Origin of the sequence: Acinetobacter septicus (assembly GCF_019355975.1) — a bacterium.
Lineage (GTDB): Bacteria > Pseudomonadota > Gammaproteobacteria > Pseudomonadales > Moraxellaceae > Acinetobacter > Acinetobacter ursingii.
The window spans coordinates 353,438-367,921 of the sequence record NZ_CP079898.1; the positions used below are offsets into that span (position 1 = coordinate 353,438).

The 14,484-nt window shown below is 38.9% G+C and carries 13 protein-coding genes; 9 read left to right on the forward strand and 4 right to left on the reverse strand.

Annotation, left to right across the window (positions count from 1 at the left end):
* Nucleotides 1-15: 15 nt before the first annotated feature.
* On the reverse strand, nucleotides 16-1,467 hold the full coding sequence (locus I6L31_RS01815; RefSeq protein ID WP_227546593.1) for a hypothetical protein: 1,452 nt from the start codon (nucleotides 1,465-1,467) through the stop codon (nucleotides 16-18).
* A 510-nt stretch (nucleotides 1,468-1,977) separates the two neighbouring features.
* On the opposite strand from I6L31_RS01815, the gene argC reads away from it, so the two are divergent.
* From argC to I6L31_RS01840, 5 genes are all read left to right on the forward strand, one after another.
* Nucleotides 1,978-3,033: an N-acetyl-gamma-glutamyl-phosphate reductase gene (argC, locus tag I6L31_RS01820; protein WP_171064992.1), complete on the forward strand. Its 1,056-nt coding sequence runs from the start codon at nucleotides 1,978-1,980 to the stop codon at nucleotides 3,031-3,033.
* Nucleotides 3,034-3,106: 73 nt separating this feature from the next.
* On the forward strand, nucleotides 3,107-3,859 hold the full coding sequence (locus tag I6L31_RS01825; protein ID WP_128910936.1) for a DUF6776 family protein: 753 nt from the start codon (nucleotides 3,107-3,109) through the stop codon (nucleotides 3,857-3,859).
* 18 nt (nucleotides 3,860-3,877) lie between these two features.
* On the forward strand, nucleotides 3,878-4,291 hold the full coding sequence (gene clpS, locus I6L31_RS01830) for an ATP-dependent Clp protease adapter ClpS (RefSeq protein ID WP_004989257.1): 414 nt from the start codon (nucleotides 3,878-3,880) through the stop codon (nucleotides 4,289-4,291).
* 10 nt (nucleotides 4,292-4,301) lie between these two features.
* Nucleotides 4,302-6,578, forward strand: a complete 2,277-nt coding sequence (clpA, locus tag I6L31_RS01835) for an ATP-dependent Clp protease ATP-binding subunit ClpA (protein ID WP_004989255.1) — start codon at nucleotides 4,302-4,304, stop codon at nucleotides 6,576-6,578.
* Nucleotides 6,579-6,581: 3 nt separating this feature from the next.
* Complete coding sequence (locus I6L31_RS01840) at nucleotides 6,582-6,941, forward strand: YnfA family protein (protein ID WP_004989254.1); 360 nt, start codon at nucleotides 6,582-6,584, stop codon at nucleotides 6,939-6,941.
* 72 nt (nucleotides 6,942-7,013) lie between these two features.
* Here I6L31_RS01840 and argF read toward each other — a convergent pair whose 3' ends face one another.
* Both argF and I6L31_RS01850 read right to left on the reverse strand, forming a co-directional pair.
* A complete protein-coding gene (gene argF, locus I6L31_RS01845; RefSeq protein ID WP_004989252.1) occupies nucleotides 7,014-7,919 on the reverse strand; it encodes an ornithine carbamoyltransferase in 906 nt (301 codons plus the stop codon).
* A gap of 102 nt (nucleotides 7,920-8,021) precedes the next feature.
* Nucleotides 8,022-8,654, reverse strand: coding sequence for a TetR/AcrR family transcriptional regulator (locus I6L31_RS01850; RefSeq protein ID WP_004989249.1), 633 nt, complete (start codon nucleotides 8,652-8,654; stop codon nucleotides 8,022-8,024).
* Between the two features lie 744 nt (nucleotides 8,655-9,398).
* Between I6L31_RS01850 and I6L31_RS01855 the strand changes: the two genes are divergently transcribed.
* The 4 genes from I6L31_RS01855 (at nucleotide 9,399) to I6L31_RS01870 (ending at nucleotide 12,674) form a co-directional block, all read left to right on the forward strand.
* Nucleotides 9,399-10,292, forward strand: a complete 894-nt coding sequence (locus I6L31_RS01855; RefSeq protein WP_004989248.1) for an amino acid ABC transporter substrate-binding protein — start codon at nucleotides 9,399-9,401, stop codon at nucleotides 10,290-10,292.
* A 103-nt stretch (nucleotides 10,293-10,395) separates the two neighbouring features.
* The gene (locus tag I6L31_RS01860; protein ID WP_004989247.1) at nucleotides 10,396-11,238 is read left to right on the forward strand and encodes an amino acid ABC transporter permease; all 843 of its coding nucleotides are present in this window, start codon (nucleotides 10,396-10,398) and stop codon (nucleotides 11,236-11,238) included.
* A 1-nt stretch (nucleotide 11,239) separates the two neighbouring features.
* The gene (locus tag I6L31_RS01865) at nucleotides 11,240-11,917 is read left to right on the forward strand and encodes an amino acid ABC transporter permease (protein WP_004989246.1); all 678 of its coding nucleotides are present in this window, start codon (nucleotides 11,240-11,242) and stop codon (nucleotides 11,915-11,917) included.
* Nucleotides 11,918-11,930: 13 nt separating this feature from the next.
* The gene (locus I6L31_RS01870) at nucleotides 11,931-12,674 is read left to right on the forward strand and encodes an amino acid ABC transporter ATP-binding protein (RefSeq protein ID WP_004989245.1); all 744 of its coding nucleotides are present in this window, start codon (nucleotides 11,931-11,933) and stop codon (nucleotides 12,672-12,674) included.
* Between the two features lie 114 nt (nucleotides 12,675-12,788).
* On the opposite strand, the gene I6L31_RS01875 is transcribed toward I6L31_RS01870, so the two are convergent.
* On the reverse strand, nucleotides 12,789-14,231 hold the full coding sequence (locus I6L31_RS01875; RefSeq protein ID WP_004989243.1) for a DcaP family trimeric outer membrane transporter: 1,443 nt from the start codon (nucleotides 14,229-14,231) through the stop codon (nucleotides 12,789-12,791).
* Nucleotides 14,232-14,484: the final 253 nt, after the last annotated feature.

Consider the following 14,484-nt stretch of genomic DNA (forward strand, 5'->3'; position numbering starts at 1 on the left):
GCTCCTATCACACATTTAATTGAAATTACAGCTTAATTTCTCGGTTTCGAGTTGTGCAGGTGAAGTATGTTTATCTAAACCCGCTGTTGCAGACAGAATTTTGTTATCTTTAATTTTAAGCTGAATAAACGGATACTGTTGAGAATTATTGCTCGGTTCAGCAGAGCCGCTATTGAGAATATAGTCGTTTGTGGATGCATTGACTTGCAGCAAGTTATCTGTACTTCCGCCGTTTAAGCTAGATTTATAAGTCTGTTCGCCCTGACTGAGTTCAATTTCACCTGTTGCTCGGACTTTTAAAATACAGTTATTGGCTTCATAGCGACCCACTAAATATTCAATTGTGGGAAAGTTAATATCTGTATTTTCAGTATTTATTCCAGTAATGCCTTGCTTACATGGATAAATAGAATCTCCACATACACTTGAATTGGTAAATCCAATAGCACGTCGATAGTCACCCGCACCACTCGTTCGGATATTAACAGTATTATAAGCGGTATTCGGCGTTCCACTATAGGCGCGCTCGTTCAATGCTTTATAGCCTATTCCATTTAAACTGGGTTGCAGTTGACGAGCAGCTAAGTCTAATACCGCATTTTTTAGACGGCTTGCAAACAGTTCTCTGACAGTTTTTTGATTTGCTCCAATATCAGGAGCCGTATTTAATATTGCTTCCGTATTTTCGACAGTACTCACCATTGGCGCAAAATCAGTGGTATGACCATTCACTGCTTTTCCATCCAGATAGCCATCTGCCAAATCGAGTGCAATGTTTTGAGTAAATTCTGAATAATAGTTGCTACTTTGATTATGTGAGTTATACCAATACACAAAGTATCCAAAGCTTAAATAACTATCTAAATAAAGATTCTGAGGAGATGCTGTATAACTCAGATTGGTTAATGCATTGGCATTGCTTAAAGTCGGGGTGTTTTCATTTTTAAATGCATTGAGTAGTGCGGCATTTACATCTTGCATTGCCATCGTAAAATGTGTGTCATTAATTTTTGAGTTTTCGATATTTTCATTTGGAAGTTGACCTGCGCGGACTAAAGCTCTTTGGTAAATGGCCTCAGATACAGGACTCGCAAAAAATATACGTGACTCAGTGGATGTTGGCCACAACAATGCATGATAAGTGCCCACAAAATTGATAAACTTATCATTAATAAAATCATAAATTTGAGAGTTCTGATTGGTCGTCATCTCAAGACGATAGATTCGATTTGCTTTTTCAATTGGAAACTTCAAAATTGAAGACGTTCCGCTAAAAGAACTGACCTCAGTAACGACTTGATTATTGGTATTGTCATAAAGTTTAAGATTCACATCATGTACTTCCAAAGGGAGTTTAATCAGGACTTCGTTTGGTTGTAAAACTTGATTGTTTGAATTTTCGTTATTTTGCTGTGTTGTTGGAGGGGTGTTAGAACTTCCCCCACAACTGGCAAGATAACTACTCAATATTATGATGCCAATTGATTTGAATAGATTGCTATATTGATATTGTCTGCTTTTAAAAAAAGGCATTCCTTCACCCCTGAAGTTTTAGTCATCCGTGTCAAGTAAGGAGTCAGTTTTATATACTGACAAATCATCATTAGACTTCTTTCATCATTATTTAAACCTTCTTTATTTTTCTCGCGTATGGAGAAATAAAGGGGATTTATCAAAGAAGCCTATTTAAATTTTAGATTTAAATCCTTGTCATTTAACGACATCAAATACTTTTTAGAACTTATTTTGCGATTACAAAGTTTTATTCAGTTTAAAATGTCGGCTTTAGTTTCATTTTATGCCATCTCAATATAATGGCTAAAGTAATTTTTGACCAATGGTCGGATATGTGACAAATACTTTATTACAAGGCTAATTTGAAGCGCCTTTAAAAAGCTTTTTTTAGGTCTCTGAGTCGATTGTAGAAATCCGAGTAAACTGCCATACTATCCGCCATTCGGTTGAAATTTAGAGGTAATAATCGTGGTCTCTGTCGGAATTGTTGGGGGAACTGGATATACTGGCGTTGAATTATTGCGTCTTTTATTACGACATCCGCAGGTCACTGTTCGAGTCCTTACTTCACGTACTGAAGCTGGTAAACGCGTTGCCGATATGTTTCCAAGCCTTCGTGGTCATACTGATCTTGAATTTTCAGATTTGAATCTGGATCTATTAAAACAATGTGATGTGGTGTTTTTTGCTACACCGCATGGTGTGGCGATGCAACATGCAAAAGAACTGGTGGCAGCCCAGACTAAAGTGATCGATCTTGCTGCCGATTTTCGTTTACAAAATCTAGAACAATTTGAAAAATGGTATGGTTTGCAGCACAGTTGCCCAGATGTCTTAAAAGACTCGGCTTATGGTTTAACCGAGCTAAATCGTGAAAAAATTAAAAAGGCCAGTGTTATTGGTAATCCTGGTTGCTATCCAACCACGGTACAGTTGGGTTTAGCACCGTTATTGAAATCTGAACAAAACTTAGTAAACCCTTCATGCATTATTATTGATGCCAAATCGGGTGTATCTGGTGCTGGTCGTAAAGCGAGTATGGGCATGATCTACTCGGAAAATGCCGATAATTTTAAAGCCTATGGGGTGAGTGGACATCGCCATCATCCTGAAATTGTAGAAGCACTCGAAAATATTTCAGGTCAAAAGGGTGTCTTTGATCATATCGTGTTTGTTCCGCATCTGGTGCCGATGATTCGCGGTATGTTAAGCACTATTTATCTTGATTTGACTGAACAGGGTGCAAATACAGATATTCAAGCGCTTTATGAGCAATTTTATGCCGATGAAAAATTTGTAGATGTGATGCCACCAAATAGCTCACCTGAAACGCGCAGTGTACGCGGAGCAAATGAATTACGCATTGCATTGTACAAACCGCAACCCCATAAATTGATTGTACTATCGGTACAGGATAATTTAGTAAAAGGTGCTGCGGGGCAGGCTGTACAAAATATGAACCTGATGTTTGATTTTGCCGAAGATGCAGGTCTAACAGGTATTGGTTTATTACCATAAAAAACGCTTTTAAGCTTCACACACATTTAAATTTCGATTTAAATGTGTGCTTTGGTTCTATCTTCAAACAGAGATGGCGATGCAGAATACTGAACAAATAAATAATGATGATCTACACACACCCAAGCCATCATTTTGGCATACGAACAGACCCTTAGTGATTGGAGCGATTGTTCTGATTTTGGGTAGTGTTTCGTTGGGTTATACCGTTGGACATCGTCAAGGATTGACTGTAGTAGGTTACGATGCAGATGCGGAACAATTGGTTGAAGTGGTTCAAAAGCAGAAAACTGCTTTAGATGCTGTCAATAAAAGTTTGAATGCAACTGTACAAGAACGAGATGTTGCAGTGAGCAATGCCAATGATTTATATCAGAGGATTACTCAAGCAAAGAATGATAAGGCGCAAATGGAAGGTATGAGTGCGCTTTATCGTGAGATATTACGTCAACGAGGCGGTTTGAGCTTAACGATTCAAGATTTGGCAATTAAACCATTGCCTGAAAATGCCTTTGAATATCAGCTTGATTTGGTACAAGTTAGCCCAAATAAACGTCGTGCAACAGGCTCGGTAGAGATGCGTCTGATACAAGGTGATGAGATTTTAGTAGTGCCACTAGAAGACAACAATTTCAATTTTGATGATTTTGAACGTTTAACAGGACGCTGGACGATGCCTAAAGGTTTTACTCCGCAGTTTATTGAAGTTCGATTGACAGGAGCTACACCTGTTACCAAACGTTTTAGCTGGCAACGTGGAAAACCAGTTGAGGCGGAATCTGCTTTTGTTGCAGAAATCCCGCAAGCCGAAGCAAATGCAAATTAAGAGTGAATCAAAGAGTATATGCGAACCAATAAGCGACAAATTAGTTTAAAAGACGTGAAAGCTTCCTTTTACCAATCTGGATATGTCGATTGGCATATCAATCCGCGCTTAAGTGATTCGCAAAGTAACGAGCCAGAAGGTGATATTGCAGTACAAACTGCTGAGCCTCAGCTAAAACGTCCACCTCTATATGCGGTAGTATTGTTGAATGATGATTACACCCCAATGGACTTTGTAATTGAAATTTTACAACAATACTTTGCATTGAATCTTGACCAAGCCACTCAAGTAATGCTAACTGTACACTATGAAGGTAAAGGTGTTGCTGGTGTTTATCCGAGAGACATTGCGGAGACGAAGGCAAACCAAGTAAATAATTACGCTCGATCCCAAGGTCATCCATTACTTTGTCAGATCGAACCCAAAGATTAAAGGGGGTCGTATGCTCAGTCGTCAATTAGAAGTATCCTTACGTTTGGCTGTAAGCATGGCTCGTCAAAAAAGGCATGAGTTTCTCACTGTAGAACACTTATTGCTGGCTTTGCTCGATAATGATTCGGCTGTTAATGCACTTAAGGCGTGTGGCGCTGATATAGTTTCATTGCGTAAAGAACTAGAAGAATATGTAGAACAACATACACCGAAGCTTGGTGAAAATAACGACCAAGCTCCACATCCGACTGAAAGTTTTGACCGAATTTTACAGCGTGCTATTTTTCATGTGCAATCTAGTGGCGGTGATCGTACCGTTGAAGGTGCAGATGTATTAGTGGCGATGTATTCTGAACGTGATTCTTTTGCGGTTTATCTTCTAAAGCGTCATCAAATCAACCGATTGACCTTAACGCAGTATCTCTCTCATGGAACCCGTAAAGAAGATATTCAGGCAGAAGAAGAGGTTGAAGATATCGAAGGAGATGCTGCTTCATCTTCAAATGCAGGCCCTTTAGAACAATTTACGCTAAATCTCAACAACGAAGCGCTTAAAGGTAAAACAGATCCTCTGATTGGGCGTGAAAAAGAGATAGAGCGTACCGCTCAGATTCTTTGCCGTCGTCGTAAAAATAATCCACTGTTAGTGGGTGATCCTGGCGTGGGTAAAACCTCAATTGCAGAAGGTTTGGCATGGCTTATTGTCAATGGCAAAGCGCCAAAACCACTTGCAAATGCTGAAGTCTATAGTCTGGATATTGGCGCCTTAGTTGCAGGAACCAAATATCGTGGTGACTTTGAAAAACGCTTGAAACAACTGCTCAATGCGTTAAAGAAAAATCCAAATGCGATTTTGTTTATTGATGAAATCCACATGATTATTGGTGCAGGCTCAAGTATGGGCAGTACCATGGATGCATCTAACCTCATCAAGCCGGCATTAGCCAATGGTACTTTACGTTGCATCGGATCAACCACTTTTCAGGAATATCGTCAGGTTTTTGAAAAAGATCATGCATTATCGCGCCGTTTCCAAAAAGTCGATGTGAATGAACCAAGTATTTCTGAAACCATCGATATTTTACGCGGTCTTAAAACCAAGTTTGAAGATTTCCATCATGTTGAGTATGAAGATAAAGCTTTAGTTGCAGCAGTAGAGCTATCTTCCAAATTTATCAATGATCGTTTCTTGCCAGATAAAGCCATTGATGTAATTGATGAAGCTGGTGCACAGCGCCGTTTAAAAGCAGAATCAGACGATAGTTTGATTACCATTGAAAATATTGAAGATATTGTTTCTAAAATTGCCCGTATTCCACCGAAAACAGTCTCTAAAGATGATAAAGCAGTGCTTGAATATCTTGAACGAGACTTAAAACGCGTGGTGTTTGGTCAAGATGAAGCGATTAGCGCACTTGCTTCTGCGATTAAATTATCTCGCGCAGGATTAAAAGCACCAGATAAGCCTGTCGGTAGTTTTGTATTTGCAGGTCCAACTGGGGTGGGTAAAACAGAAGTCACCAAACAATTGGCAAAATTGTTAGGCGTGGAATTGGTACGTTTTGATATGTCGGAATATATGGAACGTCATGCGGTTTCACGTTTGATTGGCGCACCTCCAGGTTATGTAGGATATGATCAGGGTGGTTTGCTGACTGATGCGATTCACAAAAATCCACATTGCGTATTATTGTTAGATGAAATTGAAAAAGCGCATTCGGATGTATTTAATTTATTGCTGCAAGTGATGGATCATGGTGCATTAACGGACAACAATGGTCGCAAGTCTGATTTTAGAAATGTGATTATTGTTTTGACCACGAATATTGGGGCCGAAAGTATTTCAAGAACCAGTATCGGTTTCACTGAGCAAGATAATAGCAATGATAATCAGGAAGCGATGAAACGTGCATTTGCTCCTGAATTCCGTAACCGTTTAGATGGCGTTATTCAATTTAAAGCTTTACCAACTTCAGTGATCGAATCAGTGGTTGATAAGTTCTTGACCGAGCTACAAGCACAACTGGATGATAAAAAAGTAGTGCTTGAAGTTGATCAATCTGCTCGTGATTGGTTAGCCACCAATGGTTATGATCGTCAAATGGGAGCACGTCCGATGCAGCGTCTAATTCAGGAACATTTGAAAAAGCCGCTTGCTGAAATGATTTTGTTTGGTGAGCTGGCTGATCATGGCGGCAATGTCGCTGTTTCTGTGAAAAAAGAAGATGGTAAAGAAGTTGGATTACAGCTTTCTGTCTTTGAAGACCAAACGGCTGAGCCTGCTTAATCGATGCTAGAAGATTTCTCAATCACCCGAATACTCAGTGTATTCGGGTTATTTTTAATCACTGCTATTGCTGAAATATTGGGCTGCTATTTTCCCTACTTAATTTTAAAAGAGGGGAAAAGTACATGGTTATGGATTCCTACCATAGCTAGCCTTGCATTATTTGTATGGCTTTTAACCTTGCATCCAACTGCTTCAGGACGCATTTATGCTGCTTATGGCGGGATCTATATTTTCACAGCGCTGATGTGGTTGCGTTTTGTTGATCAGGTTGCATTAACACGCTGGGATTTGTTGGGTGGCATCGTGGTTTTAATTGGTGCGAGTTTAATTATTTTGCAGCCGCAAGGTTTGATCCGATAATTGCTTTTAATTTTAAACATAAAAAACGCTGTTTTAAAACAGCGTTTTTTTACATCAAACATCTTATTTTGATTATTCGTTTAGCAAGAATTCCATCAATGCCTTTTGCGCATGTAGGCGATTTTCAGCTTCATCCCAAACCACAGAATTTTTATGATCTAGCATATGTTCAGAGATTTCTTCGCCACGATGCGCGGGTAAACAATGCATAAATAAGCAATCTGGATGTGCTATATCCATGAGTTTTTCATTGACTTGAAAGTTTGCAAAAGCCTGTTCGCGTAGCTTTTGTTCTTCTTCTTGTCCCATACTTGCCCAAACATCGGTCACAATCAAATCTGCATTGACGGCTGCATCTTCTGCATTGTCAAAAACTTCAACACAATGTGCAAATTCAGACAAAAATTCAGGTTTTGGTTCATAGCCTTTAGGTGAAGCAATTTTCAGTTTAAAGCCCATCATATGTGCAGCTTCAATATATGAATTACACATATTATTACCATCACCAATCCATGCCACAGTTTTACCTTCAATACTGCCACGATGTTCTTGATAGGTTTGTAGATCAGCTAAAAGCTGACAAGGATGGTGATCATCGGTTAAGCCATTAATCACGGGCACTTTAGAGTACGAAGCAAATTGTTCAACAATTTCATGCCCAAAAGTACGGATCATGACAATATCAAGCATGCTTGAAATAACACGGGCAGAATCTTCAATCGGTTCACCGCGACCTAATTGGGTATCACGTGGTGAAAGAAAAATTGCACTGCCACCAAATTGATTAATTCCAGCCTCAAAAGAAATACGGGTACGTGTACTTGATTTCTCAAAAATCATTCCTAGAACTTTACCAACAAAAGGCTGAAATATCTGTTTCTCATGCTGTAAGCGTTTTAGTTCACTTGCACGAGCTAAAATGCGTTGAAGTTCTGAAGAAGATAAGTCACGTAAAGTTAAGAAATGCCGTAGAGCCATGGTTACTCCACAATAATTGTTGTTAAACAACAATTAGTTGCTGATAAATGAACGAAAAAAGAATCGAATACTATACTACACGTGATTGAAAATGCAAAGAAATTAGCTGATTCTATGACCGTTTAAAAAAACATCAACGCAATATTCGATATGATCCAAAATTTCCTGATCATCAATTTTCATGGGAACGCCCATCGTCACTTTCCATTCAATATTACGTAAAATACCAAAATACATAATTGCAGAATGAAGCGGTTGCGAACAGTTGATTTTGCCTTGTTGAGTCGCTTGTGCCAAAGCACAAGCTATTGTTTTTTGAACGTATTCAGGGCCTCTTTCATGAAGATACAAAGCCAACTCTGGATCACTTTGCGAGCGTTCAATGACAAGACGCATAAAGGCTGCATTTTCTACACAGGTAATTTTCTGATAAAACCCAATTAAAGTCTGGATGAGATAACTTCTCAAATCCTCATGACTATTAAACGCCACACATATATTTTTAAAAAAAAGTTCACGTCTGTAGTCACAAATGGCCTTAAAAAGACCTTCTTTACTACCAAAATATTTATAAATAGACGCTTTTGAAACACCTGCATGATGGACAATATCATCCAGAGATACCGCATCGTAACCACGTTCCAAAAAAAGCTCCGTTGCACTGAGCAAAAGTGCCAAACGTCGTTCGTGACCTCGTTTGGTTTGTGGAAGTTCGCAACAGGCATTTGGAATCATAAGGAAGTTAGTTCTCTACATAATAAATTGAATATTTAAGACATCAAATATTCAAAAAAACAGTATAGCAAAAAAACTCAATGCTGACTGTAAAGACGGTTTACAGTGCAGTGAGAGACTCTATCTATATGGTTTCAAATATGAATAAATCAACGATATTGTGATGATCATCAGCTCATAATCTATAAATGGTATTCATCTTCAGTTTTCAAGAGCGCTTTTCACAAAAGAGAGCATGCAGAGTCAACGTGCCATGGAGTTGTTTATTAAAAGTCTATATTTCTAAACGCACAATTCAGGTAAGGATGATTGATAAAAAGAATTAAACAATAGGTGCTTTTAAAATTTGACAAAAATGTAGCGTAATTTTATAGGCGATGAAATTGCTCCAGAGATGTCAGTGATGTTGGTTTTTGTGTTGAAATGCTCATTGATGTTGCATTTTTTTAAATTTGTGCACAATTGAGACGTATTTTTTTAAGATGATTTAAATAAACTGTTTAAAAAAAAGACACTTAAGCTAAAAACAACCATAACTAAAACTAAAGTATAACAAAAAAGGAATTTTTTAACCTTTTCATTTTTTTTCAAAAGCGTATAAAAAGAGCTATTATCAATCGATAATAAGTAATAATTAAAAGTTGGCTTGATAATTGCAACTAGGAAAAACAGGCTCATCCTTTAGTATCGTTGAATAATACAAATAGATACCAAAGGAGGAGAACTTATAATCAAGGAGTTTTTATGAAACATTCAGCAACCTCATTACTTGTATCAGCACTTATGGTTTTTACAGTCGGAGGAGCAACACAGGTTCAGGCTGCCGATACTTTGGCAAAAATTCAAAAAAGTGGAAAAATTGTGATTGGACATCGTGAATCTTCCGATCCAATTTCTTATGTTGTTGGCGGTAAACCAGTCGGTTATGCAGTAGATATTTGTAATAACTTTGCCAATGAAATCAAGAAAGATCTTAAGATGCCAAATCTTAAAGTAGAGTATAAGGCGGTTACTTCATCTACCCGTATTCCTGAACTTTTATCAGGCAATATTGATATGGAATGTGGAACGACGACTAACTCGAAACAACGTCAAGAGCAGGTTGGTTTTTCGACTAACTATTATGCAACAGAAGTGCGAATGGCGGTTAAAGCTAATTCAGGCATTAAGAGTCTTGCTGATTTAAACGGTAAAGCAGTGGTAACGACTCAGGGTACAACCTCTGATAAATACATCAAAATGAATGAGCGTGGTCAAAAAATTAATGTGCAAAACATTTATGGTAAAGATCATGCGGACTCCTTTGCAATGATGGCTTCTGGCCGTGCAGCAGCATTTGTCATGGATGATAATATTCTTGCAGGACTTATTGCCAAGTCTTCGAATCCAAAAGAGTTTGCCATTGTAGGGCCAGTTCTATCTTCTGAACCTTATGGCATCATGATTGCAAAAGATGATCCAAAATTTAAGGCGGTGGCCGATCGTACCGTAAAAGGAATGTGGAAATCTGGTCAGATGGATGCTTTGTATAAAAAATGGTTCCAATCTGCGATTCCTCCTAAAAATACCAATCTGAACATGCCACAAAGTCAGTCGTTCAAAAAATTAAAAGCGAATCCTACAGATGCAGGTATTTAGCACTGACTTTTAACTCTAAATAAGGGTAGGTTAATTGTTGGCTCATGTAGTGAATTTAGCTGCATGAGCTGTGCTTTTTTGAACTTTAATAAAAGGGGCAGCTATGTCAGTTGGCTCATTAAACTGGACTGCATTTTGTGCTGAATCGAATGAATATGGACTGGATAAAGCTGCGTGGGCTGAGTCTGTCTGTAAAGCATTAGGTAGCGCAAGTTATTCTCCTTACGCCGATGCACCTACATGGCTTCAAATGTTAGGTTCAGGCGTATTTACCATGGTTTGGACATCATTTGCTGCATTTTTGATTGCATTTTTCTTGGGCTCATTACTCGGCATTATTCGAACTTTACCTAATAAGCCTTTAGCATTTATTGGGAATTGCTATGTTGAGATTTTTCGTAATATTCCTTTAATCGTACAGCTTTTCTTCTGGGCTTTTGTATTTCCTGAGTTTTTACCAGATAGTTTGAGTTCAGGCAGTGGAGATATCGTTGCGGGAGGTTGGTGGAAAAATATTTTAAACACGCATCCTGCTGTTATTGGTGTTTTTGCGTTGGGACTTTATACGGCCGCGCGAGTTTCTGAACATGTTCGTGCAGGTATTAGCACAGTCTCACGTGGTCAAAAATATGCGGCGTCTGCGCTGGGTTTTACCACAGGACAAAGCTATCGCTATGTAGTTTTACCTGTTGCATATCGTATCGTTTGGCCAACAATTACATCTGAAGCCATGAATGTATTTAAGAACTCAGCGGTGCTGTATGCCTTAAGTGTATTGAACTTCTTTGCTTATACCAAAACCATGCGTGAAGAGACTTCTCAGGATATTGTGATTCTCATTTTATCTACACCTGTTTATCTCATCATTACCTATGGCATTAAATTTGTGATGGCATGGATTGAAAAAAGAATGGCTGTGCCTGGTTTAGGTTCAGGAGGGAAGTAATATGGACTTTAGTTTATTACAAAATCCTGATGTGATTCATGCATTAAAAGAAGGTTTTATTTTTACCCTGACGGTGACAGTCCTATCGATGATTGGCGGCATCCTGATTGGTACACCTTTGGCAATGATGCGTTTATCCAATAACTTTGTGGCACGTAATTTTGCCAAGTTTTATGTGGATGTTTTTCGTGGCATTCCACTGATTCAGGTCATTTTTATCTTCTATTTTCTGTTGCCAAAAGTGTTTGCCTTCCAATCAGATACCTACTGGGGCCCACTTTTTTCCAGTGTGGTAACGTTTGCGATTTTTGAAGCTGCATTCTTTTCAGAAATTGTGCGTTCGGGTATCCAGTCTGTCTCTAAAGGTCAGGTGAATGCAGGTTATGCATTGGGTTTTACCTACGGTCAATCCATGAAATATGTGGTGTTACCACAGGCTTTTCGCAATATGTTACCTGTACTTTTGACACAAACGATTATTTTATTTCAGGATATTTCACTGGTTTATGTCATCAGCGCACCTGACTTTTTAGGTCGTGCCGATACACTGGCGAATACCTATGGGCCTGAAACTAAAGCAACTTTTTATTTTATTGTAGCACTGGTTTATTTCTGTAGTTCGTTCTTGCTTTCGCAACTCGTGAAACGATTACAGCAGAAAATTGCCATCATTCGCTAATTGGAGATTTTAAATGCCAATGATAGACATCCAACATATCTCTAAATGGTATGGTGATTTTCAGGTTTTAACAGATTGCACTACCAGTATTGAAAAAGGTGAAGTGGTTGTGGTTTGTGGGCCTTCAGGTTCTGGAAAATCGACATTGATTAAAACAGTTAATGCATTGGAACCGATTCAGGAAGGTAATATTTTGGTAGATGGCGTGTCATTACGCGATCCTAAAACTAATCTTGCCAAATTTCGTTCCAAAGTCGGAATGGTCTTCCAGCATTTTGAACTCTTTCCCCACATGACAGTGCTTGAGAATTTAACTGTGGCTCAAGTTAAGGTGCTCAAGCGTTCATCCGTTGAAGCACGTGAAAAGGGAATCAAGTATCTGGAACGGGTCGGTTTACTGGCTCACAAAGACAAATTTCCAGGACAGTTGTCTGGTGGTCAGCAGCAACGTGTCGCGATTGCGCGTGGTCTTTCGATGGATCCGATTTGTATGTTGTTTGATGAGCCTACATCTGCGCTTGACCCTGAGATGGTCGGTGAAGTTTTAGAAGTCATGATGCAGCTTGCAAACGAAGGCATGACTATGATGTGTGTAACGCATGAAATGGGCTTTGCCAAACGTGTATCGAATCGCGTCATTTTTATGGATGAAGGTAAAATTCTGGAAGATTGTGCGACTAGCGAATTTTTCGGTAATTTACATGCACGTCATGATCGTGCCAAATTATTTTTAGACAAGATCCAGATGATGCATTAAGTCTATGTAGTTGAAAGGAGAGCCGAGATATCGGCTCTTTTTTATTGCTTAAATATAAAGATTTGTAATAAAAAACCACAGAATATATCTGTGGTTTTCTAAATCGCAAAAAACCTAGAAGTTATATTTAGCCATCAAGTTTAGACGTGAATAATCACCATCGTCTGATTTATTTGGATCAAGCTGTTCAAAAATCTTACGTTGACCATAGGTATATTCCACACCCAAATCAATCGCTTTGGTTGGACTATAGAATGAATTGACGATGATGTTATACAACGTTTTATTCAAGCCATCGCGGGTTGCTGCCGTAGTTGCTGCACGTGAAGCAAAATCAGCGTAGCCATTGTCGTCTTTATACCAAATACCGCCCGCAGCAATCGTTGATCTCAGTTTTGGACTCCATGTACGTGAATATCCAATCAGGCCAGAGTTAAACTCACTTTCTGAAATATTCAAGCTACCATCAGTATTGCTTGAAGCAACATAAGCAGGGTTGCCATAAAGTAAATAACGGTTATCACCCTTAACATGATAGTAGTTAGCAAATACGGTATCTACATCGGTAATTTTATATTTTGCGCCTAAACCAATCCCCCAGCCCAGTTTCTCTTCGTCGTTACTGTCATTGCTTGAGATACGATTTTCATGCAAAAGTGCATGTGCTTGAACTAAGAATTTATTATCAGCCGTTTTAAAATCATAACGTGCAGTGAATGCAGGAAAACGGTTACCACCACTTGAGGTGACACCATTTGCATTCACTGTGGTATTGCCTGTGGTAATGTTATCCACATCACCGCCTTCTAATGCCAGTAACAGTTTTTGATTGGCATCAATTGGCTGAGTATAACGAACCTGAACGGTACGTGTTGATCCATAGCCCATTGGGCCATTGAAGTCGACTGTTTCAGGTGCGGTATCAACGTTTACAAATGGAGAAGTGGTTTGACCTGCCAACCATTTTCCAACATTAACATAGGCATGACGAACACGTAATGATCCCGTTCCGTTTGTGCCAGACGAGCCCATAAAGTCGGCTTCAATTTTACCAGTAATCTCACCAATATCACTTGGACGAGAGAAATCCAATCCAAAACGAGTCGTTGCCGCAGTCACATTCAGTGCATCTTCGGTCGCATTGGCAGAGTTTAAAGGAACTTTGTTGGTTGGGTTATTGATATTGGTGGTATCCGCATTGGTACCTTTAAAGTCATAAGTCGCATCTGCACGGACGCTACCATAAAGTTTAACCTGAGTTTGACCATCTGGTAGAGTGAACCAACCTGGTTTTGTATTAGCAGGCGCAGGTGCGGCAGGAGCTTGTGCCACGACCACCGCAGGTGCAGAAGCCACAACCACTGGACGTGCTTTTTGCTCTGCCACGATTTGTTTCTGAGTTGCCGCCTGTTGTTGAATTAATGCGCGAAGTTCTGCGACTTCTGCACGTAATTGTTGAATTTCTTGTTGTTCACTTGCTGCTGCAAATGTTGGAAGTGAGATTGTAGAGAGTCCTAATGTACTCATACAGAGTACTAATTTATTAAGTTTGATCACGATAACTCCAAGGATAATAGTAAAAGCTGAAATCAAAAAAAGCTTCGTGTTCTTACTAACAAGAATAATGCCAATAATTAAGACAGACTAATGAGTCTTTTGTGTTTGGTTGAAAAACATCCAAAAAAATAGTCAATATGAAGAAAAAGAATTAAACAAGATAACTATATGTAATCTTTGAAAACTCTAAATTTTTTATTCAGAATAATCGGCATTAAAAAGTCCTAAAATAAATCATGCATGTTCCAATTTA

What these genes read in the sequence shown, in the direction of transcription:
- I6L31_RS01825 (WP_128910936.1), top strand. Translation starts at nt 3,107, where the DNA reads ATGGCGATGCAGAATACTGAACAAATAAATAATGATGATCTACACACA.
- clpS (WP_004989257.1), top strand. Translation starts at nt 3,878, where the DNA reads ATGCGAACCAATAAGCGACAAATTAGTTTAAAAGACGTGAAAGCTTCC.
- clpA (WP_004989255.1), top strand. Translation starts at nt 4,302, where the DNA reads ATGCTCAGTCGTCAATTAGAAGTATCCTTACGTTTGGCTGTAAGCATG.
- I6L31_RS01840 (WP_004989254.1), top strand. Translation starts at nt 6,582, where the DNA reads ATGCTAGAAGATTTCTCAATCACCCGAATACTCAGTGTATTCGGGTTA.
- argF (WP_004989252.1), bottom strand. Translation starts at nt 7,919, where the DNA reads ATGGCTCTACGGCATTTCTTAACTTTACGTGACTTATCTTCTTCAGAA.
- I6L31_RS01850 (WP_004989249.1), bottom strand. Translation starts at nt 8,654, where the DNA reads ATGATTCCAAATGCCTGTTGCGAACTTCCACAAACCAAACGAGGTCAC.
- I6L31_RS01855 (WP_004989248.1), top strand. Translation starts at nt 9,399, where the DNA reads ATGAAACATTCAGCAACCTCATTACTTGTATCAGCACTTATGGTTTTT.
- I6L31_RS01860 (WP_004989247.1), top strand. Translation starts at nt 10,396, where the DNA reads ATGTCAGTTGGCTCATTAAACTGGACTGCATTTTGTGCTGAATCGAAT.
- I6L31_RS01865 (WP_004989246.1), top strand. Translation starts at nt 11,240, where the DNA reads ATGGACTTTAGTTTATTACAAAATCCTGATGTGATTCATGCATTAAAA.
- I6L31_RS01870 (WP_004989245.1), top strand. Translation starts at nt 11,931, where the DNA reads ATGCCAATGATAGACATCCAACATATCTCTAAATGGTATGGTGATTTT.